The 22,382-nt window shown below is 72.8% G+C and carries 17 protein-coding genes; 8 read left to right on the top strand and 9 right to left on the bottom strand.

Going from position 1 to position 22,382, the window contains the following annotated elements:
• Positions 1 to 5 precede the first annotated feature (5 nt).
• From ACIF80_RS21995 to ACIF80_RS21985, 3 genes are all read right to left on the bottom strand, one after another.
• Positions 6 to 584 carry a tellurite resistance TerB family protein gene (locus tag ACIF80_RS21995; protein ID WP_399807557.1) on the bottom strand — a complete coding sequence of 193 codons (579 nt, stop codon included), beginning with the start codon at positions 582 to 584 and terminating at the stop codon, positions 6 to 8.
• 425 nt (positions 585 to 1,009) lie between these two features.
• Positions 1,010 to 1,474, bottom strand: coding sequence for a hypothetical protein (locus ACIF80_RS21990; RefSeq protein WP_399807089.1), 465 nt, complete (start codon positions 1,472 to 1,474; stop codon positions 1,010 to 1,012).
• Positions 1,475 to 1,539: 65 nt separating this feature from the next.
• Entirely contained in the window at positions 1,540 to 2,802 is a 1,263-nt protein-coding gene (locus ACIF80_RS21985) for a ricin-type beta-trefoil lectin domain protein (RefSeq protein WP_399807087.1), read from the bottom strand.
• 494 nt (positions 2,803 to 3,296) lie between these two features.
• Here ACIF80_RS21985 and ACIF80_RS21980 point away from each other — a divergent pair, with 494 nt between their 5' ends.
• A complete protein-coding gene (locus ACIF80_RS21980) occupies positions 3,297 to 3,515 on the top strand; it encodes a hypothetical protein (RefSeq protein WP_399807084.1) in 219 nt (72 codons plus the stop codon).
• 124 nt (positions 3,516 to 3,639) lie between these two features.
• Positions 3,640 to 4,062, top strand: a complete 423-nt coding sequence (locus ACIF80_RS21975; RefSeq protein WP_381360736.1) for a DUF350 domain-containing protein — start codon at positions 3,640 to 3,642, stop codon at positions 4,060 to 4,062.
• Positions 4,063 to 4,150: 88 nt separating this feature from the next.
• Here the strand turns inward: ACIF80_RS21975 and ACIF80_RS21970 are convergent, their stop codons facing one another.
• Together ACIF80_RS21970 and ACIF80_RS21965 are read right to left on the bottom strand one after the other, a co-directional pair.
• Positions 4,151 to 4,774: a hypothetical protein gene (locus tag ACIF80_RS21970; RefSeq protein WP_399807082.1), complete on the bottom strand. Its 624-nt coding sequence runs from the start codon at positions 4,772 to 4,774 to the stop codon at positions 4,151 to 4,153.
• A 98-nt stretch (positions 4,775 to 4,872) separates the two neighbouring features.
• Positions 4,873 to 5,310: a hypothetical protein gene (locus ACIF80_RS21965; protein ID WP_399807079.1), complete on the bottom strand. Its 438-nt coding sequence runs from the start codon at positions 5,308 to 5,310 to the stop codon at positions 4,873 to 4,875.
• Positions 5,311 to 5,612: 302 nt separating this feature from the next.
• On the opposite strand from ACIF80_RS21965, the gene ACIF80_RS21960 reads away from it, so the two are divergent.
• From ACIF80_RS21960 to ACIF80_RS21945, 4 genes are all read left to right on the top strand, one after another.
• Positions 5,613 to 8,894, top strand: coding sequence for a family 78 glycoside hydrolase catalytic domain (locus ACIF80_RS21960; RefSeq protein WP_399807076.1), 3,282 nt, complete (start codon positions 5,613 to 5,615; stop codon positions 8,892 to 8,894).
• A 143-nt stretch (positions 8,895 to 9,037) separates the two neighbouring features.
• Positions 9,038 to 9,496 (top strand): hypothetical protein, encoded by a 459-nt coding sequence (locus ACIF80_RS21955; RefSeq protein WP_399807075.1) that lies wholly within the window; start codon positions 9,038 to 9,040, stop codon positions 9,494 to 9,496.
• A gap of 182 nt (positions 9,497 to 9,678) precedes the next feature.
• Positions 9,679 to 11,022 (top strand): cytochrome P450, encoded by a 1,344-nt coding sequence (locus ACIF80_RS21950; protein ID WP_399807073.1) that lies wholly within the window; start codon positions 9,679 to 9,681, stop codon positions 11,020 to 11,022.
• Positions 11,023 to 11,236: 214 nt separating this feature from the next.
• Entirely contained in the window at positions 11,237 to 12,079 is an 843-nt protein-coding gene (locus ACIF80_RS21945; RefSeq protein ID WP_399807071.1) for an alpha/beta fold hydrolase, read from the top strand.
• Between the two features lie 42 nt (positions 12,080 to 12,121).
• Here the strand turns inward: ACIF80_RS21945 and ACIF80_RS21940 are convergent, their stop codons facing one another.
• A complete protein-coding gene (locus tag ACIF80_RS21940) occupies positions 12,122 to 13,003 on the bottom strand; it encodes a YegS/Rv2252/BmrU family lipid kinase (protein ID WP_399807069.1) in 882 nt (293 codons plus the stop codon).
• A gap of 105 nt (positions 13,004 to 13,108) precedes the next feature.
• Positions 13,109 to 14,740 carry an FAD-binding oxidoreductase gene (locus ACIF80_RS21935; RefSeq protein ID WP_399807555.1) on the bottom strand — a complete coding sequence of 544 codons (1,632 nt, stop codon included), beginning with the start codon at positions 14,738 to 14,740 and terminating at the stop codon, positions 13,109 to 13,111.
• Positions 14,741 to 14,812: 72 nt separating this feature from the next.
• Here ACIF80_RS21935 and ACIF80_RS21930 point away from each other — a divergent pair, with 72 nt between their 5' ends.
• Together ACIF80_RS21930 and ACIF80_RS21925 are read left to right on the top strand one after the other, a co-directional pair.
• Positions 14,813 to 15,412, top strand: a complete 600-nt coding sequence (locus tag ACIF80_RS21930; RefSeq protein WP_399807066.1) for a TetR/AcrR family transcriptional regulator — start codon at positions 14,813 to 14,815, stop codon at positions 15,410 to 15,412.
• The gene (locus tag ACIF80_RS21925; protein WP_399807063.1) at positions 15,409 to 17,001 is read left to right on the top strand and encodes a glycerol-3-phosphate dehydrogenase/oxidase; all 1,593 of its coding nucleotides are present in this window, start codon (positions 15,409 to 15,411) and stop codon (positions 16,999 to 17,001) included. Before ACIF80_RS21930 ends, ACIF80_RS21925 begins: the two co-directional genes overlap by 4 nt.
• A gap of 70 nt (positions 17,002 to 17,071) precedes the next feature.
• Here the strand turns inward: ACIF80_RS21925 and ACIF80_RS21920 are convergent, their stop codons facing one another.
• Complete coding sequence (locus ACIF80_RS21920) at positions 17,072 to 19,060, bottom strand: discoidin domain-containing protein (protein ID WP_399807552.1); 1,989 nt, start codon at positions 19,058 to 19,060, stop codon at positions 17,072 to 17,074.
• A 521-nt stretch (positions 19,061 to 19,581) separates the two neighbouring features.
• Positions 19,582 to 22,314 (bottom strand): glycoside hydrolase family 97 catalytic domain-containing protein, encoded by a 2,733-nt coding sequence (locus ACIF80_RS21915; RefSeq protein WP_399807060.1) that lies wholly within the window; start codon positions 22,312 to 22,314, stop codon positions 19,582 to 19,584.
• Positions 22,315 to 22,382: the final 68 nt, after the last annotated feature.

Genomic DNA, 22,382 nt, shown 5'->3' with positions numbered 1-22,382 from the left:
GGTCCTCAGACTCCGAACTCCGTGGGCGAGATGCCCAGGGCCGCGCAGGCCTCGCGGATGGCCTGCTGCTCGGATGCCTCGAAGGTGCCGTCGGCCCCGGCGACGACCATGCCGGTCTGGACGACCGCGCGTGCCTCGACCGGCTTCTTCGACGCCTTGGCGATCTCCTGCAGCGCTCGCGCCTTGCCCGCCTCGAAGTTCGCCCCGAGCTGGTCCACGTGCTCGTTGAACCGCTTGCGGAGCTGGTCCGGCGGGAAGTTCTGCAGGACCTCGTTGGAGACGATCAGCTCCTCCACCCGCTGCCGCTCCGCCGGCTCGACGTACCCGTCGGCGGCCGCGACCAGCGCGCACATCGCCATGCTCGCGTCCCGGTAGGCGCCGCTCTTGAGTTCCGTCTTCGCGGAGGCCAGCTGCGACTTCAGCAGCCCCAGCAGCTGGGCCTTGGAGCCGCCGGAGGACGAGCGGTGGGCACGGCCGCCGGACTGTCCCGGTCCGGGGTTCCCGTGCTGTCCTCCTCCCGGCCTCGCGCCCTGGGACTGCTGGAGCGCCTTGGCCTGGTCCTTGACCCGGTCCCACATCGCCACTGGTGCCACCTCGGCTTCTGTTGCTGTCTTTCCGGTCCCGGTCTTCAGTCCCGGATGGTGCGGTCCGCCTGCTCAACGGACGCCGTCGCGGCCGTGTTCCCCGAGGGCAAAAGAAGGGCAAAAAAAACTGTCATCGTGTTGTCATGGCGGCGGCTCACACGGGTCACGCGCGGTGGAGGCCGCGGATCAGGGTGATCCCGGCCCCGTGGCGCGGTACTTCCAGGCCGGCCCACCGCATGAGGTCGACGAACGACTCTTCCACGTCACTGCCGGGGGGAGGTGCAGAGGCCGATGGTGTGATCGGCGCGCAGCGACGGTGTTTCACCCGGACGGCTCAGCCTCCGGGCAAGCGCGGTGAAGGGTGGCGACCGCGGTGAAGGGCGGCCGGGATGCGGGGCGGGCGCGGCGTCGCGTCCCGGCCGGCGTCAGGCTCCGGCGCCGTCCGGGGTCCCCGGTGCCCCCGGGGCACCGCCGGCGGGACCGGCCGCCGTGGCGGCGCGCCGTTCGTACCGGAGCGCCGCACCGGTCACGACCGCGCCGAGCCCTTCCCACACGGCGACGCCGATGAAGGCTTCGGGTGCCCGCCCGCTGATCACGGCAATCGTGAACACCGTGCACGTCAGCAGCCTGAACGGCACGGTCCACCGGAAGAAGGCCCGCCAGTCGGCGAGCGCCGCCAGGACGTAGTACACGCCCATGTTGAGCGCCGCCATCGAGGACGCCGTCACGAAGGCCGGCGTGAGGTCGCCGCTCCCCCGCACGTCCGGGGCCGCGAGGCCGAGCAGGGACAACTGCGCGGCCGGCGCGATCAGACCCACCGCTCCCAGAGCCGCGGCGAGTGCTCCGAAGACGGCCATGGTCCAGCCCGAGGCCGAACGGGGAGTACGCATCCGGCGAGCGTAGCGGTCGGCGGGACCGCCACCAGGGTCGCGGTCCCGCCGGAGCCGGTCGGGAATCAGCCCACCGTCCACTTCTGGTTCGCGGCGCCCGTGCAGGTCCAGATCTGGAGCCGGGTGGCGTTGGCCGCGTTGTTGCCGGTCACGTCGAGACACTTGTCGGCCTGGGGGTTGACGATGTCGCGTGCCCCGGTGACCGTCCACTTCTGGTTGGGTCCGCCGGTGCAGTCCCACAGTTGGACGGGCGTACCGTCCGCGGTGCCGTTGCCGGTGGCGTCCAGGCACTTGCCGAGCGCGCGGAGCGTGCCGTCGGAGCCCACGGTCCATCGCTGGGCGGAGGTGCCGTTGCAGTCGTAGAGCTGGACGGGGGTCCCGTTGGCGGGGTTCGCCCCGGCGACGTCGGCGCACTTTCCGGCCAGGCCCCTGATGGCGGCGCCCGGCGCCGAGTTCCCGGTGGTCACCGAGACGTGGTCCACGACGAGTTGCTGCGGGAGGACGGTGGAGCCGTCGGGGTCGCCGGGCCAGTAGCCGCCCACCGCCAGGTTCAGGATGAGGAAGAACGGCTTGTTGAACACCCAGGACCGTCCGCCGAGGTCGGCGGGGGTGCGTGTCTGGTAGACGTTGCCGTCCACGGACCAGGTGATCGAGTCGGGCGCCCAGTCGACGGCGAAGGTGTGGAAGCCGTCCGCGAAGGCCTGGCCTCCGGGCAGGGTGTAGCCGGCGCCGATGCCGCCCGAACCGGAGTAACCGGGCCCGTGGATGGTGCCGTGGACGGTGGAGGGCTCGAAGCCGACGTTCTCCATGACGTCGATCTCGCCCGAGTCCGGCCAGTTGACCGGTGTGCCCAGCATCCAGAAGGCGGGCCACATGCCCTGGCCGCGCGGGACCTTCATGCGTGCCTCGATGTGCCCGTACTGCGCGGTGAACTTCCCCGCGGTGTTCAACCGGGCCGAGGTGTACTGGCAGGTGCCGTACCAGCACTGGTAGTTGGCCGGGTTCTCCTTGCGGGCCGTGATCACCAGGTGGCCCTGGCCGTCCAGGGCGGCGTTCCTGTTGCCGGACGTGTAGTACTGCCGTTCATGGTTGTTGACGTTGTCGCCGGTCTCGAGCTGCCACTTCGAGGAGTCGACCGCCGCCCCGGCGGGGCCGTCGAAGGTGTCCGAGAACGTCACGGCGGCGGCCGCGGCACCGTCCGCGGGTGCGGCGGCTGTCGTGGTGGTGTCCGCCGGTTCCGCCCGGGCGGTCCCGACGGCGGCGGAGGCGACCAGAGCCGCGGACAGGGCGGCGGTCAGCCATCTGCGCAGCGTGCGTGGAGAGGACATGACTCTCCCTTCCGTACGGCGGCCCGTGTGGACGGGCGCGCCGACCGAGGTTGTGGGGGGGGGTAAGTGGGGGGTGAGCGCGTCGCCCCTTGATTCAAGACGTGAGATAAGAGGGCGTCAATACCCTGGTACGGACCAGGGATCCACAGTCGTTCACTCGTCACTCGTGGAGGCCCGCCGTCGGCCTCCACTAACATCAAGAGCCCATGTTTCAGGACTAGTTGCTATCCGATGCGTTCATCATGCGCCACACTGCCCACAGCAGCGGAACCGACCGTTCGAAGCAGGGGCGGGGGCGGGGCATGGCCGCGCACAGACCAGTCGTGGCCGCGGTGGCGAGGGCGCTGCTGCCGGCCGCATGTACCGGGGGGACGGGTGGGGGTTCCGCCTCCCCGACGGCATCCGGGGAGCGGACGGGCAAAGGCGGCGGGGCGGCCGCGAGCCGGTCACCGTCGCCCTCCCCGAGTGCCTCGCCGCCGGACGAGGCGTACACCGTGGCGGAGGACCGGGCGCCGGGAACACGGAGCGCGGCGGTCGTCTTCCTGCGCGAACTCGCCGTGCGGCCCGACTTCTTCGGCACCGGCTTCCGTGAACGCGTCCCGTACGAGAGCGCTCCCGCCGAGAACGACGACGCCGGCGTGCTCCTCCACCGCGTCACCGGCGGGACCGCCCGCTTCGTCGCCCGCTGGGACGACCTCGGCAGGGAGGCCTGACGGTCCCCGCCGCCGTCGGCCGCGCCCCGCGCCCGCCCCGCCGGGGCATCGAACGGGTGCGCTACATTTTGCTCGCCCTCGACCGCGATCACTCGATCCCTCACGCTACGGAGCCGGCAATCCCATGAGCGACATCGTCAACGGACTCGGCCGGGCCACCGCCTACGGCGCGCTCGGTCTGGTCCTGCTGGTACTCGGCATCGTCCTGGTCGACCTGCTGACGCCAGGAAAGCTCGGCCGGCAGATCTGGGAGGAGCGCAACCGCAACGCCGCCCTGGTGCTCAGCTCCGCGCTGCTCGGCATCGGCGGAATCGTCTTCACGTCCATCTGGACGACGTACGAGGACTTCGGCAAGGGGCTGGTGTCGACCGCCGCGTTCGGGCTGCTGGGGCTGGTCATGATGGCCGTGGCGTTCCTGGTGGTGGACCTCATCACGCCGGGCCGTCTGGGCAGCACCCTGGTCGACCCGGAGCCGCACCCCGCGGTCTGGGTGACGGCCTCCTGCAACCTCGCGGTGTCCGCGGTCGTTTCGGCGTCCATCGCCTGACACCGGGCACCTGACGGCTTCCCGTCCGATCCCTGAGCGGGTGTCAGCGGCAAAAGCCCGCCGGGCGCCGGCGAGGTCCGACGGTCCGTCAGCCCGACACGACGCGGAGGAGGGCCGTGCCGTCCGCCCCCGGCGCCACCTGGACGATCACGGTGCCCGGCCGGGCGCCGGGTGGACCGTCGTCGCCGATGCCACCGCACGAGGTGCCGGAGCCGCCCGCGCGCAGCACGGTGCGGCAGCTCTGGCCACGGCCTTCGGCGCCGCCCGCGGACCGGCCGTTGCCGGACGTCACCTCGTACTCGATCCTGTCCGGGCCGACCTCGGACACGGACAGGGTCGTGCTGCCGGCCGGACCGTCGAACCGGATCGTCACCGGTCCGGACACCGTGATCTCGCAGTCCCCGTCCGCACAGGCGGCCGGGTCACGGCCGTCCGCGGCCGGCGCCGACGGCTTCGCCGGGCCGGTGTCACCGGCGGGCTCGGACGAAGGAGTCGACCAGGGTGCCGGGGGCGCGTCCGCTCCGGACCGCGATGCCGACAGACGTGCGTCGTCCGGGGTCCCCGTGCCCCTTTCGTCGAAGCCGCCGCAACCGGTCAGGGCGACGGCGGTGAACACCGTGACCACCCGGCCCGCGACCACGCGTCGCCCACGCGCCGTTCCTGCCCGGTGTGCCGTCGCCCTGCCGTCCATGGTGCTCCCGTGCGTCCCCACGACTCCGCGCACCCTGTGCCCGGCCTTCGACGGACACCCTTCCCCCGCGCCGCGTTCTCCACTCCCCGCGGGCACGCGGGGTGCGTGCCGTGCCCGGCTCAGGCGACGCGGACGGCCCGGACCGGGCGGGCGCGCTCCCGCACCGGGCGGAGCGGTGCGGCGAGGGCGCGGGCGGGCGGGGCGGCCCGGGTGGAGGAGGCACTGACCCGGTACGTCGTCCGGTTCGCGTCCACGACGGGGTTCCCGAGCTCGATCTTCCCCGCTTCGTGCAGCGCGTCGCAATCGCCGGTGGGCAGGGCCGCGTAGCAGCCGCCCTGGCCCGTGGTGGAATCGAGCGGCCGCCAGTAGCTGTACCGGCGCCGGCCGTTCGCGTACACCGTGACGAAGGTGGGGGTGCGCGGGTCGGAGATGACGCGCAGCACGTCGGTGCCGACGGTGCCGACCGGGGCTCTCGACGGCGCGGGGGCCGCTCGGAGACCGGTGTTCATCCGCCCTGCGCGCGGACGGTCCTGTGTCTGGTTGACGGTGAACAGCATCGCTGGGCCTTTCCGGAGCCGGGTCTCGAGACCGTGTACCCAGCGCGGCGCCGGTGTTGATCTCTTTCAGTGATCATTCTGCTCCTTGACACTGACATTAACCCGTCAGCCACGATCGAATCGTCGAATTTCCTGTTCATACTTGGCTGTTCTTCACCCCTCAAGGTCGTACTCCGCCTCTCCTGGACCTCTCCTGACGGCGTCACACCCCTTGTAGGGCCTCGCGCCGGGTCCATAGGATCGCTGAAGAACAGATGTGAATCGTTTCAATCACCGGACACGGCGAGCAGAGGACGCACATCATGGCCGAGGGATGGAAGCGCAGGGTGTTCCTGCAGGGCACGGTGGCCGCGGGAGCGGGTCTGGGTGCGTTCGGCACCACCGCACCGGCGGCCGCGGCACCGGGGGCCGCCCCGCACTCCGGGGGGCTGCACATCGTGCGCACCACCGTGGAGTACGCCGAGACGCTCATCGGAACCGACGTGGAACGGCCGCGCCTGTCGTGGGAGCTGGCGGCCCCGGGACGGCACGCGCGCCAGAGCGCCTACCGGATCCAGGTGGTCCGCGACCGGGCCCGCTGGGACGGCCGGATGGTGTGGGACTCCGGCAGGGTCGTCTCGGACCGCAGCGTCGGGATTCCCTACGACGGCCCCGCACTGCGTCCCCGTACCCGCTACTTCTGGCGGGTACGGGTGTGGGACGCGAAGGGGCGCGCGGCACGCTGGAGCGAACCGCGCTGGTGGGAGACAACGTTGTCGCCGGACGAGTGGCGAGCCCGTTGGATCGGGGCCGGCGCACCGCCGCAGCCGCCCTCGTTCGAGGGCGCCGACTGGATCTGGTCGCCGGGTGCCACCCCCTCCGGCGCCCCCGAGGGCCCGCGGTGGTTCAGGGGCCGGCTGACGCTGCCCGCGGGGACGGAGGTGGAACGGGCCGCGGTGGTCGCCACCGCCGACGACGACTTCACCCTGTACCTCGGCGGTGAGCAGGTCCTGCACGCCCCCCGGCAGACGGACGGCTGGCGCACCGGGAGAACCGCGGACGTCACCGGACTCGTCCGCGCGGCAGCGACCGCCCCGCCGGGCGCGGGCACCCGGGCCGGGGACGTCGTCCTGGCCGCACTCGCCACCAACCGCGGCGGGGCCTCCGTCAACCCGGGCGGGCTGCTGGTCCGGCTGCTCGTCGACACGGTGGACGGGCAGCACCACGAACTGGCCACCGACGGCGGCTGGCGCACCTCCGAGACCGTGCAACAGGGCTGGGAACAGCCGGCCTTCGACGACAGCGGCTGGACACCCGCGGTCGTCCTCGCGCCCTACGGACAGGGCCCCTGGGGCACGGGAGCGGCCGTGGCGGCGCCCGAATCGCCCGCACCGCTGCTCCGCCGTGCCTTCACCGTCCGCAAGAAGATCTCCCGGGCGCGGCTGTACATCAGCGGACTCGCCTACTACGAGGCGGAGATCAACGGCCGCAGGGTCGGGCACCAGGTCCTCGACCCGGGGTTCACCGACTACGACCGGACCGTCCTGTACGCCGTGCACGACGTGACCGAGCTGCTCGAACGCGGCGAGAACGCCCTGGGGGTCGCCCTCGGGCGCGGCTTCTTCGGCATGACGACCCCCAATGTCTGGAACTGGCACCGGCCACCCTGGCACGGCGAGCCCCGGCTCCTCGCGCAACTGGAGGTGGACCATCCGGACGGCTCCCGCACGACCGTCGTCTCCGGTGACGACTGGCGGCTGGCCGAGGGACCGACGCGCTCCAACTCCCTCTACGCCGGTGAGACCTTCGACGCCCGGCTGGTCCCCGGCGGGTGGACCCGGCCGGACTTCGACGACAGCGGCTGGCGCACCGCCCGGATCCAGGAGGCACCGGCCGGGCGGCTGCGCGCCCAGCCGCACGACCCGATCGAGATCGTCGAGACCGTGCGTCCCGCCGGAATCAGCGAACTGCGGCCCGGGGTGTACGTGGTCGACATGGGCCGCACCATGGCGGGCTGGACCCGCCTGACCGTGCGGGGCGCCGCCGAGGGCGACGTGGTGAGTTTGACGCACGGCGAGAAACTGAAGGAGGACGGCGGTGTGCACGCCGAGACGGGCCACGTCCCGGGCCGGTTCCAGACGGACGAGTACATCTGCGCGGGTGACGACGAGGAGGTCTGGGAGCCCTCGTTCTCGTACAAGGGCTTCCGCTATGTGCAGATCACCGGACTGCCCGCGCGGCCCTCGGCCGGCCAGGTGCTCGGACGGCTGGTGCACACGCCCGTCGAGGAGGTGAGCTCCTTCGCCTGCTCCGAGCCGTTCTACGAGTGGCTGGACGGGGCGATGCGCCGGACCGTGCTCAACAATCTGCACGGCATCCCGACCGACACGCCCATGTACGAGAAGAACGGCTGGACCGGCGACGCACAGCTCGGGGCGCCCGTCATGGCCTACGCCTTCGGGGTGCACCGGTTCCTGTCCAAGTGGCTCGGCGACCTGGCGGACAGCCAGACCGGTGAGGGGCAGCTGCCGGTGATCGTGCCGAGCGGCGGCTGGGGCTACGGCGATCTGGGGCCCTCCCCCGAGTGGACCACCGTCTACCCGTTCGTGGTGCGCGAGATGTACCGCGTGTACGGCGACGAACGGGCCGCCCGCGAGCACTGGGACACGCTGGTGCGCTATCTGGACTGGGAGCTGGCCCGGCTGCGGGACGGTCTGGCGGTCACCGCGCTGGGCGACTACCTGCCGCCCGGCTACGGCGGGAACCCGCCCGAGGACACCCGGCTCACCGCGACCGCCTACCTGTACCGCGCCCTGCTGCACACCGCGGAAGTGGGCGAGACGCTGGGCGAGGGAGGCACCGCAGGCCGCTACCGCGAGGCCGCCGGGAAGCTGCGGGACGCCTTCAACGCCGCCTTCCTCGGGCCCGAGGGGCACTACCGCACGGCGAAGGACCCCGGATACCGGCAGACGTCCAACGCCGTGCCCCTGGCCTTCGGGATGGTGCCGGCCGGGGCCCGCGCCGGCGTCGTCGACAGCCTGGTGCGGGACGTCGAGGAGCGCGGCAACCACCTCAACACCGGGGCGCTCGGCACCAGCGTGCTGCTGCGCGTGCTGTCCGCGCACGGCCGCCCGGACGTGGCCCATGCCGTCGCCACCCGGCGCACGTACCCGAGCTGGGGATACTGGCACGCGCAGGGCGCCGACACCATGTGGGAGATGTGGCCGGCCGACTCCCGCTCCCGCGACCACTACTTCCAGGGCACGGTCGCCCAGTGGCTCTACGAGAACGTGGCGGGTCTGCGGCCGGGCGACGCGGGCTACGCCACCTTCGTGGTGCGGCCCGACGCGCGTACGGGGGTGGACTGGGCGCGCACCACGATACGGACGGTGCGCGGGCCGGCGGGGGTGTCCTGGTCCCGGATCGACGGCCGGCTGCGGCTGACGGTACGGGTCCCCGTGGGGGCGTCCGCCGAGGTGCACGTACCGGCGGACGAACGCTCCCGGGTCACGGTGCCGACGGGGGCCCGGTACCTCCGTACGGAGCCGGAGTTCGTGATCTTCCAGGTGCCGCACGGGAGGTGGGAGTTCACCGGCCGGGCGTAGCCTGAGGGCGGCTACGCCCGGCCGTACAACCCCGGGCCCGTTCGGGACGTCTTCCTCGGTGAACCTCCCCGAACGGGAGGTATTCGGGCGGTCGGGCCTTCCGTGCCCTGCCGACTCGCACTCGTTCCAACGGGGGAACAGCCATGAACCACAAGAGCCCGATGCGTTCTCGCACCCGTCGCGGCACCGCCGCGGCGCTCACCGTCCTGACGGCGGCGGCCCTCGGCGCGGCCGGCGCCGGGGCGCCGAACGCGGGCGCCGCCGCGCCGCAACAGCGGCAGATCGCGTCGTCCGTCCTCGGCACCGACCACCGGATCACGCTGACCGCGCTCCGCTCGGCCGAGGACGGGTACGCCGCGTCCGTGCGCCTGCAGGTGTACACGCGGTCCGACGGCGCCTGGAAGGAGTCGGACCGCGTGACCGTCGGCGACGTGGACGGCTGGTTCTGGTATCCGCTCACCGGTACGGGCGCCGTCTGCCAGTTCTCGACAGCGAGCACGGAGCCCGCACCCCTCACGGTCAGCCTGCTGGTCACTCCGTCCATCGGCTGCTCCGACCCGGTCCACTACGTGGTGAAGGAGGGCAGGGTGTACGCCGGCTGAGCTCCGAAAGCGCCGCGCCCGCCCGTCGCCGGCCTCGCCGGGGCGGGCGGACGGGCGGACGGGCGAACGGGCGGTTCGCACGGGGCACATGGTGCACGACACGTGCCGTGTCCGGTTAGCCACCCCCCGTAAGGGGGAAGTGATCAACGCGCCGGACATCACCGTGAAGGGAGCACCCCCACGTGACGCTCTCCGCCCCTCCTCCCCCCATACCCAGGGCCTCCGGATCGCTTCCGGTCCTCGGCCACGCGGTCCACCTCATGCGTGACAACCTGGGATTCATCGCCTCGCTCCGCGCCGCCTACGGCCCGCTGGTCGAGATCACCCTGCAGCCCGGGACACGGACGGTCGTCGTCCAGGACCCGGCCCTGATCCGCACCATGCTCATCGCACTCGGCCCGAGCCTCGACAAGGGCAGATTCTTCGAGAAGATGGGCCAGTTGCTGGGTGACTCCGTGGTCACCGCGGCGGGACAGACCCATGTCCGCAAACGGCGCCAGCTGCAACCGGCGTTCACCCACCACGAGATCGCCGGGTACGTCGACGTCATGCGCGAGGAGGCGGTCGGCGCCGCCGACGGCTGGAGCCCCGGCCAAGCCCTCGACGTACGCGAGGCGATGGTCAAACTGTCGCTGGACATGCTGGCCAAGACCGTCTTCTCCGGCAGCCTGGACGAGCGGACCTTCCGCCGGCTCCGCCGTGATCTGTCGGTCGTGATGAACGGGGTCGGGTCCCGCGTCATGCTGCCCGACTGGGCCGAGCGTCTGCCGCTGCCCGTCAACCGCCGCTTCGACCGGGCACGGGACGCCGTGCGCGCCACCATCGACACGGCGGTCGGTGAACTGCAGGCCTCCGGACGCGACACCGGGGACATGCTGTCCCTGCTGCTGCGAGCCCGGGACGAGGAGACCGGACAGTCCTTGACGAGCCATCAGATCTCTTCGGAGATCCTGACGCTGGCCGTGGCCGGTACGGAGACGACGGCGTCGGTGCTTTCCTGGGCGCTGTACGAACTCGCCCGCCACCCCGATGTCGAGGAACGGGTGCTGGGCGAACTCGAGGAGGTTCTCGGCGGGAGAGCGGTGACCTTCGAGGATCTGCCCCGGCTGCCCTTCCTCAACCGGGTCGTCACCGAGACGCTGCGGCTGCACCACACCGGCTGGCTCGTCACCCGGCGTACGGTCACCGAGACCCGCCTCGGCCGGTGGACCCTGCCTCCCGGCACCGAACTCGCCTACTGCCAGCATGCCCTCCACCGCGATCCCGAGCTGTTCCCCGATCCCTCGGCCTTCCTCCCGGACCGGTGGCTGGACAGCAGTCCGCCACCGGGCTTCCTGCCGTTCGGCGCGGGCAAGCACAAGTGCATCGGCGACCGTTTCGCCCTCACCGAACTGGTCACCGCCCTCGCCACGATCCTGCGCAGGGTCCGGCTGACCCTGTCCCCCGGCCAGGTCGTCGAGCCGGTGGCCCGTGCCACCGTCCGCCCTCGCAGGCTGGTCATGACCGTGCGGCCCCGCACCGGCTGACCTCGTCGGGGCTGCCACCGGACCGGCGGGCCGGCGGCAGCCCCGCCAGGGGGCGTGGGGGCGTGACCCGGCGGTCACGCCCCCTTCGTCGGCACGTGACCGGATGCGGGCTCGCGCAGGTCGCGCGAACCTGGAGGGGTCGCCCGGTTGCGCTGCCCCGGCGGGGCCGCGGGGCCGGGCCGTCCGACACCGAGCCGAGGAGAGACTGAAGCCCATGCCTCACATCACCGTGGGACGCGAGAACTCCGCCGACGTCGAGCTCTACTACGAGGACCACGGGGCCGGACAGCCCGTGGTCCTCATCCATGGATTCCCGCTCGACGGCGACTCCTGGGAGAAGCAGTCCGCCGCGCTGCTCGACGCCGGATACCGCGTGATCACCTACGACCGGCGCGGGTTCGGACGGTCGAGCAGGCCGACGACGGGCTACGACTACGACACCTTCGCCGCCGACCTGAACACGGTCCTGGAAACCCTCGACGTCTCGGACGCCGTCCTCGTCGGGTTCTCCATGGGCACCGGTGAAGTCGCCCGCTACGTCAGCCGTTTCGGCTCGGGCCGGGTCGCCAAGGTGGCCTTCCTGGCCTCGCTGGAACCCTTTCTGCTGAAGACCGACGACAACCCGGCCGGCGCGGCGCCCCACGAGTTCTTCGAGGGCATCTCGTCGGCGGTGAAGGCGGACCGGTACGCGTACTACACGTCGTTCTTCAAGGACTTCTACAACCTCGACGAGAACCTCGGCAGCCGGATCAGCCCGGAAGCCGTTCGCAACAGCTGGCACACGGCTTCCTCGGGCGGGTTCTTCGCCGCGGCGGCCGCGCCGATGACGTGGTTCACCGACTTCCGGGGGGACATCCCCGCCATCGACGTGCCCGCCCTGATCCTGCACGGCACGGCGGACAACATCCTGCCGATCGACTCGACCGGGCGCCCGTTCCACCAGGCACTGCCGAGCGCCGAGTACGTGGAGATCGAGGGCGCCCCGCACGGCCTGCTGTGGACGCATGCCGAGGAGGTCAACCAGGCGCTGCTGTCCTTCCTCGGCAAGTCGGCCTGACGGCCTGCCGCGAGGTGCTGCTGCGGAGGCCGCCGGGGCCGGTCAGCGGAGCACGCGGAGCGCTCCGGGAAGGACCCTGAGGGTCACCGGGAGAACCGCCTCGACCTCGCCGTCCGCCCCGTAGGGGACGTCCCGGTCGGCGAGGATGCGGATCTCCTTGCCGCGCAGGATCCGTACCTGGGGCCGGTGGACGTGGGCGCCGGTCCTGAGGTCGTTCATCAGGCTGAAGAACAGCCGCCGCGGGGCGTCCGCGATCATCACGATCTCCAGGACGCCGTCGTCGACGCGGGCGTCGGGGGCGATGACGCGGCCCGATCCGTAGTAGCCGGAGTTGGCGGCGACCACGGTGTATCCGGTGTGGGCGTGTTCCTCGCCGTCCACCGTGACCCGGTAGCGTGCCGCCCGCCAGCCGGTGACCGCTCGCAGGCCGCCGGCGTAGTAGGAGGCGGAGCCCCGCAGCAGCCGGGACCGGTTGGCGTGACGGTTGGCGAGCGCGTCCACGCCGGCGTAGACGCTGCCGAGGACGACGGTGCGGTCGTGGACGGCCGACTCGACCTCGATGGTGTCGACCGGCCGCGGTTCGTTGTGCAGCAGTATCCGGGCCAGGGCCGCGGGGTCGGCGGGCAGGTCCAGGGCACGGGCGAAGTCGTTGCCGCGGCCCGCCGGTACGAGACCGAGGGTCGCGCCGGTTCCGCTGAGCGCGCCGCCGATGCCTCCGGCGATGCCGTCCCCGCCGACCGCCAGCACCACCCGGCCCCGCCGGCCCGCGTCGCGGGCCAGTTCCCGCGCGTGGGCCAGGCTGCGGCTGTACTCCGTGTGCAGTTCGGCGCCGGCCTCCCGCAGCAGGCGTGCGAGGGCGAGCAGCGCGGCCGCTCCGGCGGCTCCGCCCGCGGTGGGATTGACGACGGCGGTGAACTGTCGCATCGGGTGCCTCCGGGCGGGCCGACGGGATGGGGAGGGGACGTGGTCCGGCGGGGCGGCCGGAGGGCGGGCGGTCGCCCGGTGGGGCGGCTGCCGGTGGGCCGCGCGTCAGTCCGTGGGCAGGAGGACGCCGGGGCTGAGGATTCCGGCCGGGTCCAGGCGCTGTTTCACGGCGCGCAGTGCGTCGGTGCCCAGCGGACCGATCTCCCGGACGTACCAGTCCCGGTGGTCGGTGCCGACGGCGTGGTGGTGGGTGATCGTGCCGCCGGCGGCGAGGATCGCCTCGTTGGCGGCGTGCTTGGCGCGCGTCCAGTGCGCCACGGGGTCGCCGTCGCCCTGGGCCGAGACCACGGTGAAGTACAGCGAGGCGCCGTTCTCGTAGATGTGGGAGATGTGGCACATCACCAGGGGCGGGGTGCCGGCCTCCGTGAGTGTGGTCGTGAGGGCGTCGCGGACGGCGGTGTAGAGCTCGGGCACGCGGGACCAGAACGTCGCGGTCTCCAGCGTCTCGGCCAGCGCCCCGGCGTCGAGGAGGGAGTCGCGCAGGTACGGGGCCGAGAAGCGGCCGTGGGCCCAGTTCCGGCCGGGCTCCTCGCCCAGCGGGGTCCCGCCGCACGCGCGCAGGACGGCCGCGGCGCCCTGCCTGCGGTACGCGGTGTCCTCCTCCGTGCCCTCGTAGCCGGCGACGGCCGTGCATCCGGCGGGCTGCGCGGTGCCGGAGCCGATCGCCTCGGGCTGGGCGAGGCCGATCAGCGTCTCGGTCTCGTCGGACAGTCGCAGCACGGTGGGGCGCGGCCCGTCCTGGGCGAGGCGGCGCAGTGCGGCGGCCCCCTGCTCGAAGGAGCCGAAGCGCCAGCCCTCGTGGACACGGGTCCGGGGGACGGGCCTGATCCGGACGGTCACCGAGGTGATGACGCCGAAGGCGCCCTCGGATCCCAGGACGAGCTGGCGCAGGTCGGGTCCGGCCGCCGAGCGCGGGGCTCGGCCGGTGTCGAGGGTGCCTTCGGGAGTGGCGAGGGTGAGGGCGAGCACCATCTCGTCGAAGCGGCCGTAGCCGGCGGACGCCTGGCCGCTGGAGCGGGTGGCGGCGAAGCCGCCGATGGTGGCCCACTCGTAGGACTGGGGGAAGTGTCCGAGGGTGAAGCCGTGTCCGGCGAGCAGTTCCTCGGCCTGCGGGGCGCGCAGGCCGGGCTGCAGGGTGGCGGTGCGGGAGACCGGGTCCAGGGCGAGCAGGCGGTCCATGCGCCGCAGGTCCAGGGCGACGAAGGGGCGCGGCCGGCCGGGGGCGAGTCCGCCGACGACGGAGGTGCCGCCGCCGAACGGCACCACGGCCAGGCCGTGTTCGGCGCAGGCCCGCAGGGCGGCGAGCACCTGGTCGTGGCTCGCGGGGTACAGGACGGCCTCGGGGATGTCGGTGACGTCGCCGTCCCGGATGCGCAGCAGGTCGGGGGTGGACTTGCCGCGGGTGTGCCGGATCCGGGTCTCCGGGTCGGTGCGCACGTGGTCCTCGCCGTCGTCCGCACCACCGTCCGTGCCCTTGCCCGAACCGTCCAGGGCGGCGGCCAGCGCACGGCGCGCCGCGGGCTCCAACCGGCTTTCGGGGACGGCCACTTCACCGAGGGCGACCGGTGCGTTCGGGCGCGGCTTGACGCCGAGCATGTCGCGCAGGAGTCCGATCACGGTGTCGGGCAGCGGCTTGGCCCTGGCGGGGTCGCCCCAGCCGCTCCACAGCATGTCCATGACTGTCGTCCTCACCGGTCGAGGGGAGCGATGCCGTCGCCGACGGCCTCACGTGGCGTTACACTGTGACACATGACGCCTATTCGTCACAACCAAGCGGACAACGACGCCGTGCTCGACGCGGTGCGCGACTGCGTCCTGGCCGTCGGGGTCCGCCGCACCACACTGACCGACGTGGCCCGCCGCGCCGGGGTCTCCCGGATGACGCTGTACCGGCGGTGGCCCGATGTGCGCACCCTGGTCGGCGACCTCATGACACGGGAGTGGATCGGCGTGGCCACGGCGGCCGTCCCCGAGCCCCGGCCGAATCTGGCCACTCGGGCGAGGATGGTCGACGGACTGGTGGCGGGGGCGCGCGCGTTCGGTGAGCATCCGCTCTTCCGGAAGATCGTCGGCGTGGATCCCGAACTGCTGCTGCCCTATGTGCTGGACCGGCGCGGGGCGAGCCAGGAAGCCATGCTGAAACTGCTGGCCGACACCCTGCGCGAGGGGCACGCCGACGGCTCGGTGCGCACCGGGCATCCCGAACGGCAGGCGCGGGCCGTCCTGCTGGTCGTCCAGTCCTTCACCCTGTCCCTGCGGACCATGACCGACGAGGACGATCCGGACCTCACTCACGAGGCCCTCCTCGCGGAACTGCGCGACATCCTGGAGAGGACCCTCGCCCCATGACCTCCCGCACCGGACCGGCCGCATCCGCCCCCTCCTCGTCGTCCCTGTCTGCCTGCCGCCGCACCCGTGACCTGACCGCGGCCGTGGGGGGCGACGCCGTCGACGTCCTCGTCGTCGGGCTCGGTGCCACCGGCGCCGGGGCCGCCCTGGACGCGGCGTCCCGCGGGCTGAGCGTGGTCGCCGTCGACGCCCACGACCTGGCCTTCGGCACCTCCCGTTTCAGCAGCAAGCTGGTCCACGGCGGGCTGCGCTACCTCGCCTCCGGCCAGCTCGACGTCGCCCATGAGAGCGCGGTCGAGCGCGGGGTGCTGATGGAGCGCACCGCCCCCCATCTGGTACGCGCGCAGCCGTTCGTGCTGCCCCTCACCCCCCTGGTCTCCCCCGGCCGGGCCGCCCTGGCGCGGGCCGGTTTCCGGGCCGGCGACGCCCTGCGGCTGGCGGCCCGCACCGCGCGTGCGACCCTGCCCGCACCGCGCCGGATCTCGGCGACGGAGACCCGCCATCTGGCCCCCGCCGTACGGGCCGACGGGCTGCGCGGCGGTCTGCTGTCCTGGGACGGCCGGCTCACCGACGACGCCCGGCTGGTGACCGCCCTCGCCCGCACCGCCGCCGCGCACGGGGCGCGGATCCTCACCCGGGTCCGGGCCCTGGACCTGACCGCCTCCGGTGCCCGGGTCCGCGACGAACTCACCGGCGAGGAGGGCACGATACGCGCCCGCGCGGTGATCAACGCGTCCGGCGTCTGGGCGGGCGGCCTCGTCGACGGCATCCGGATCCGCCCCTCACGCGGAACCCACCTCGTGCTGCGCCCGGACAGCCTCGGCCCGCTTCCGGCCGGCCTGCACATCCCTATCCCCGGGGAGACCAACCGCTTCGTCCTCGTCCTGCCCCAGGACGACGGCCGGGTCTACGTCGGGCTCACCGACGAACCCGTGGACGGCCCCGTCCCCGACGTCGCCGAGGCGCCGGAGACGGACATCGGCTTCCTCCTGGACGTCCTGTGCTCGGTCCTGGACGTCCCGCTGCACCGCACCGACGTCGTGGGAGCCTTCGCGGGCCTGCGCCCCTTGCTGGACACCTCGGCGGACGGACCCGGTACGGCGCCGAGGACCGCCGACGTCTCGAGGCGGCACGCGGTGCTGACCTCGTCCGAGGGCGTCGTCACCGTCGTCGGCGGCAAGCTCACCACGTACCGGCGCATGGCCGAGGACGCCGTCGACACCGCGGTGCGCGTCCGCCGGCTGCCGGCCGGCCCGTCACGCACCACGTCCCTGCCCCTCGTGGGTGCCGCGTCGCCGCACTCCCTCGCCGCCCTGGACGCGCCCCGCCGCCTCGTGCGGCACTACGGGACGGAGGCACCCGCCGTGCACGCCCTCGGTGTGCGCGACGCCCGGCTGGGCGATCCTGTCCTGCCCGGCCATTCGGTGACCGGGGCCGAACTGCTGTGGGCGGTGCGCCACGAGGGAGCACTCGACGAGAGCGACCTGCTCGACCGCCGCACCCGGATCGGCCTCGTCCCCGCGGACCGCGCCGCCGCCCTGGACGCGGTCCGGGTCCTGCTGGACGACGCCCTGCCCCGGCACAGCTGACACCGCCCGGCCGAAACGGTCCGGTCGCGACGAACCGGCCGGACCGGCGCGGTCGGCCCGCGCCGGTCCGTCACCTGCCGTGCACGCCGACCTCGCGCAGGGAGTAACCCCACTCCGTCCCCCGGTCCAGGAACACGACGCGGACGTGGCGGGCCTGCTGCGGGGTGAAGCGGACCGTGTCGAGGCCGCCGTCGCCGGCCGTGACGGACCCGACGGCCCGCCAGCCGGTGCCGTCGGCGGACAGCTCGACGCGGTACGACGTCCCGTACGCGCGCTCCCAGTCGAGGGTGACGCGCCCGATCTCACGCATGGCGCCGAGGTCGATGCGCAGCCACTGGTCGTCGCTCCAGTCGCTGGCCCAGCGGGTGCCCCGGTCGCCGTCCACCGCCCGGCCGGGCGCGTAGCTCGTGAACGGGTTCCACTCGGCCGAACTCGCCGTCGCCGAAGCGCCCTTGGCGAGATTGGCCGCGGGCCGGTGCCGCTCGGAGGCGCCCCAGGTGCCGAGGTAGGTCTCGGCGCCCCGGAAGAGGTCGTCCACCACGTCCTGGCCGCCGACGCGCCGGATGTCCTCGATCCAGTCGGGGACGAGTCCGTGGTGCGCGGCTCCGTCGGTGTTCAGGTCCCAGGTGCGCTCGCCGGTCGTCTGCCGGTCGATGACGGACCCGCCGTCCGCGCTGCGGAAGGGATACGTGACGGGGTCGGGCGCGTTTGCGCCGCGCGGGGCGGGCCAGCCGCCGACGCCGTTCATGTCGGTGCCGTAGCCGTAGCCCGCGCCGTACTCGTCCCGCACCGCCTCGGTGCGCCTCGCCTCCTCGACGAAGTGTTCCGAGCCGTGCATGTACTGGGCGACGAAGCCGCCGAGACCGTAGACCCGCTCGGTCCAGTCGATGTCCATCCAGCTGTGCGAGGAGATGACGCCGGGGTAGGACTCGGCCTCCAGGATGTCGAGCGCCCTGCCCGTGGCCTTGACGCTCATGTGGTCGATCTCGAGCATCATGTTGCGCTTCATCATGCCGCGCACCGCGTACTCGCCGAGGTCGGTGAGCCCCCGCACATTGCACTGGGCGTCCTCGTCGTAGGCGGGGACGTCGACGCCCTCGGGCAGTTCCGCCTCGGCGCCCGGCGCGGCGGCCAGGCCGATGGGGTTGTCGTGCTGGGGACCGGTGCACCGTTCCGTCCGCCAGAAGGTGCCGGTCGACAGGAACTGGCCGACGTTGATGGCGGTGCCGAGCGCTCCCTCGTCGAAGCGGACTCCGCACAGCGCGTTGTCGAACTTGTGGCACAGGAACATGCTGCGCACGCCGAGGTCGTGCAGCTCGTCCAGCCCGGCGTCGATGTCGGCCCTGTCGCACTGGGCGACGTCCAGGACCTGCTTGCAGCCGAAGGGTTCGGAGGTCTCGACGCCCAGGACGACCGCCAGCTTGCCCTGTTCGACGACCCGCCGGGCCTGCGCGCTGTCGGTGACGATGCGGAACCAGCCCTTGCCCGTCCCGCCGTACATCCGGTCGATGTAGGCCTGCATGTCGTACGTCAGCTTCGCCTGCAGCCGGATCGACGTCATCTCGTCGCAGCCGCGGTCCTTGAAGAAGTACACGGAGCAGATCACGCCGTTGGTCACGAGGTCGTTCACCAGGACCCGCTGCCCGCCGCGCCAGGCCCGTTCGACCCAGGCGTAGTAGTTCTGCTGGTGGGTCAGGGAGTCGTGGGCGGGCCAGTCGACGAAGGTGGGCCAGCCGTCCGGATCGTGCCTGCCGTCACCGCCGTTGGTGATGAAGTCGAAGATCGCGAGCGAGCCGTCGGGGTAGTGCTCGGGGCAGTCCTTGAGCGCGTCGGCGATCCCCTTCTCGGAGAAGGGCCTACCGCAGATGAGCCGGCCGCCGAAGGCCTCGTTGGACATGAGGTGGTTGTGCGCGTCGACGAATCCGCGGACCTCGCCGCGCGCGTCGGTACCCCTGAAGGGTTCGCCGGTGACGCCGATGCCGGAGTCCGGGGCCGGCCGCGCGGTCGGCTCCCACCAGTCGCCGTCGGCCGCCGAACTGGGCGTCGGGCCGAGGGACATGGCGAGCACGAGCAGGAGCAGGGAGACGAGGGCGACATGACGGCGTCCGCCGTACCTGCGTCGAGCGATGGTCACGGCCCACGTCCCTCCGTCGGCGGAACAGCACGGTCGGCCCTCGGGGCGGTCCGGGCCGGTGACCCGGGCCCGCCCGGCCGCTTGTCATGACCGGAGCAAGCTATGGGCCGAGGATGACTACTGGCGCGTAAGGAGTCAAGGGTCCGGAACGACCTGCCGCGCGGCGCCCAGGAGGCCCCGGGTCCGTCGTGAAGGCTCCTGGCACGACCGCACGGCCCTCGGTCTCTTCGCAGGTGTCCCCCGCCAGGTCGGCGCGGCCGTGCAGACCTGGCGGGAACGGGCTGCCGGTTCCCCTCCGGCCGCAAGGCCGTGCGGTGCGAGTCCGTGCGGTGCGAGTCCGGCGGGAACGGGATCGAATCCCGCGGCGCCCCGGTCCGAGCGCGCCGTACCCGTCTCCGGGGGACGGGCACGGCGCGTACCGTCGGTCGCCGATGTGCGGCGAACGCCTACGTCAGCAGACGGGCGCCGGCCCAGTCGGCGTGGTCGGAGTCGAGGCCGTCGCCTCCGTCGGTGACACGCAGGGTCAGCCGCTCCACTCCGGTGACGTCGACGTCGATCCGCCGGGCCGGGTCGGTGCCGGTGAGCACCCCGGTGGTGGCCAGGGTCCTGCCGTCCGCGAGCACCTCGAAGGTGACGCCGCCCTTGCCGCCGACCTCGTCGTCGATTCCCACCTCTGTGGTGAACCGCCGGTAGGCGCCGTCGAGTTCGATGGCGACCTCGCTCGCGGCATGGACGCCGAGTCCCTTGTCGTACGTGGTGCCCCGGATGCTCAGGGCGCCGCCGTCGGCCGTGTCGCGCTCGCCGTTGGACCGGTCCCGTTCCACCGGCCCCCAGCCGTTGCTCTCGGCGGCGAACGGCAGGTCGCTGACATGGTCGACACCGGGCGGTGAGACGAACACCCTGACGGTGCGCTCGACTTGGAGATCGCGGGCGCTTCGCCCGTCCGGGGAGCGGTACTTCGCGGTCACCACCAGGTCCCGGCCGCCGTACTCCGCGTCCTGCGGCACCCTCACGGTCCAGTCGCCCCTCAGGTCGCGCCCCGCGGGCAGCCGCCCGGCGTGCGGATCGTCACCCGTCACCGCCCAGCCCTCGGGGGCCCGCACGGTCAGCGAGACGTCCTCGGCCGGGCCGAACTCCTCCACCGCGAACCGGCCGACGACGTCGACCGACGCGCCCGCGTCCACGTCGGTCCTGGCCGGCTCCACGGTCAGCGAGGTCAGCGGCAGCCGCGACACCGGCCGGTCGCAGCTGTCCCGGCCGGGCACCGCACGGCAGACGATCCCGGCGAAGCCGCCGTGCTCGGCCGTCGGCACGCTCAGGGTGTCGCGGGCGGTGACGGTCCGCCGTTCCCGGACCAGGCCGTCGTCGCCGTCCCGGACGACCTCCACCAGCCAGCGCCCGCCGCCGAGGAAGTCCAGCGGAACGCCCTGGGTGCCGGCCGCGCCGGAACTCACGCTGCCGAGGAACCATCGGTCCCCCTGCCGCCGGGCGAACGCCGCTCCCTGACCCGGCTGCCCGGACAGCAGCCGGGTCTCGTCCCACACGGTGGGCACCTGCTCCAGGAACCGCTCGAGTTCGGGGCGGTCCCGGTAGGCCCGGACCGACCCGGCGTAGTTCTGGAAGCCGGACTCGTAGACCACGGACAGGGCGAGCTCGGCGGCGTCGGAGACGGTACGGGTACCGAACTGGAAGGCCATCGGGGTGTAGTCCATGGACCCGACGACATTGCGGGTGAACGGCAGGGTGGTGATTCCGGCGGCGGGGACATGGCCCTGTTCGGCGCCGTAGACCGCCTCCAGTGTCATCACATGGGGCCAGGTCCGCTGGATCCCCTTGGGCAGGGTCGCGCCGTGGAAGTTGACGAGCAGTTCGTGCCGGGCGGTGTCGCGCAGGACGTCGTCGTACCAGCGGAAGCGCTCCTGGGAGTCGGAGTCCATGAAGTCGATCTTCAGTCCGGCCGCGCCCCATTTCTTCACCCGGGGCAGGAACTCGGCGCGTTCCGCGGCCGTGTCCAGGTCGGTGTAGTGCGCCCACAGCAGGACCCGTACGCCCCGCTTCCGGGCGTAGTCGATCAGCTCGGGCATCCAGCCGGTGGTCTTCCAGCCGTCGTCGACCAGGATGTACGGCCAGCCGTGCGCGGCGCTGTAGTCGACGTAGCGCTGCTGGGTGGCGAGGCTGCGCTGCGCCGCGGCGAATCCGTCCAGCCACGACCACGCGACCGGGCCGGGCCGGATCCACGAGGTGTCGGCGATGCGGGAGGCCGGCGCGAGGTCGTCGACCAGGGTGGATTCGGTGACGCCGGCCAGGCTGCCGATGACGGCCGTGCGCCAGGGGGTGGCGAGCGGGCCGGCGGAGGTGACGGTGTCGTCGGCCAGTTCCACCGTGTAGCGTCCGCTGCCCTGTTCGTGGACCAGGCGGCCGGCCGCGTAGCGTCCGTCGACGTCGGCCTCGGTGAGCAGGGCGTAGGTGTCGCCCACTCGGAAGAGGGACGGGTAGCCGTACGTGCCGTCGGCGGCGCCCGCCGCGGTGGCCGGGGCGTACACGCGCTCGTAGTTGGGGGTGTAGGGAGCGAGCCAGGCGCGTGCGGAGCCGGGGAGCTGGAAGGCGGATGCCTCGCGCTCCACGGTGATGTCACCGCTCTGGTCGCCGCCGTCGCCCGGCAGGACGTAGCGGTAGGCGATGCCGTCGTCCGCGACCCGGACCAGCAGGTCGAGGCGGGCGCCGTCGGTGCCGCTGAAGGAGAACCGGGTCTCGGTCATCCGGACGGTGCGGCGCAGCTGCTTGCCGGTGGTCATCGTGTACCGCTCGCTCACCTGGCGTGAAGTGCGGGATTCCAGCCGCAGGTTCGAGGTGAGGTCGGCGGTGCCGGTGACGATGCCGACGGGTGCGGGTTCGAGCACGGTGACGCCACCCCTGCGGGCGGCCAGGGTCACCGTGCCGTCCACGGCGTCGACGCGCACCTCGGCGCTCACGCCGTCGCGCGCCGCGCCGGGCTGCCGCACGGTCCAGCTTCCTCCGCCCGGTTCCGCGGCGTGGGCGGGCGCGGCGAGGGCGCCGAGGGCCAGCAGGGCGGCGAGCAGGAAGGTGAGGAGGGTGCGGGGGCTGCGGGGGGCGCGAGGGACGGACTGACGCGGTCTGAGCGGGGATCCGAACACCAAAACCTCCGGGAGGTCTGACATCGTTGTCAACCGTGGCTCCGTGGAATCCCTTCCCCTCCGGGGGTCGTTCAACCGTCGGGCGGGCGCCG

This window comes from Streptomyces sp. NPDC085927 (assembly GCF_044540975.1).
GTDB lineage: Bacteria > Actinomycetota > Actinomycetes > Streptomycetales > Streptomycetaceae > Streptomyces > Streptomyces hirsutus.
This window is presented reverse-complemented; position numbering and strand designations above follow the sequence as displayed.

Bases quoted from the DNA above. Each gene is read 5' to 3' on its own strand.
- ACIF80_RS21940 (WP_399807069.1), bottom strand. From the start codon at position 13,003: ATGCGACAGTTCACCGCCGTCGTCAATCCCACCGCGGGCGGAGCCGCC.
- ACIF80_RS21920 (WP_399807552.1), bottom strand. From the start codon at position 19,060: ATGTCCCTCGGCCCGACGCCCAGTTCGGCGGCCGACGGCGACTGGTGG.
- ACIF80_RS21925 (WP_399807063.1), top strand. From the start codon at position 15,409: ATGACCTCCCGCACCGGACCGGCCGCATCCGCCCCCTCCTCGTCGTCC.
- ACIF80_RS21975 (WP_381360736.1), top strand. From the start codon at position 3,640: ATGAGCGACATCGTCAACGGACTCGGCCGGGCCACCGCCTACGGCGCG.
- ACIF80_RS21965 (WP_399807079.1), bottom strand. From the start codon at position 5,310: ATGCTGTTCACCGTCAACCAGACACAGGACCGTCCGCGCGCAGGGCGG.
- ACIF80_RS21985 (WP_399807087.1), bottom strand. From the start codon at position 2,802: ATGTCCTCTCCACGCACGCTGCGCAGATGGCTGACCGCCGCCCTGTCC.
- ACIF80_RS21955 (WP_399807075.1), top strand. From the start codon at position 9,038: ATGAACCACAAGAGCCCGATGCGTTCTCGCACCCGTCGCGGCACCGCC.
- ACIF80_RS21960 (WP_399807076.1), top strand. From the start codon at position 5,613: ATGGCCGAGGGATGGAAGCGCAGGGTGTTCCTGCAGGGCACGGTGGCC.
- ACIF80_RS21990 (WP_399807089.1), bottom strand. From the start codon at position 1,474: ATGCGTACTCCCCGTTCGGCCTCGGGCTGGACCATGGCCGTCTTCGGA.
- ACIF80_RS21935 (WP_399807555.1), bottom strand. From the start codon at position 14,740: ATGGACATGCTGTGGAGCGGCTGGGGCGACCCCGCCAGGGCCAAGCCG.
- ACIF80_RS21915 (WP_399807060.1), bottom strand. From the start codon at position 22,314: ATGTCAGACCTCCCGGAGGTTTTGGTGTTCGGATCCCCGCTCAGACCG.
- ACIF80_RS21930 (WP_399807066.1), top strand. From the start codon at position 14,813: ATGACGCCTATTCGTCACAACCAAGCGGACAACGACGCCGTGCTCGAC.
- ACIF80_RS21945 (WP_399807071.1), top strand. From the start codon at position 11,237: ATGCCTCACATCACCGTGGGACGCGAGAACTCCGCCGACGTCGAGCTC.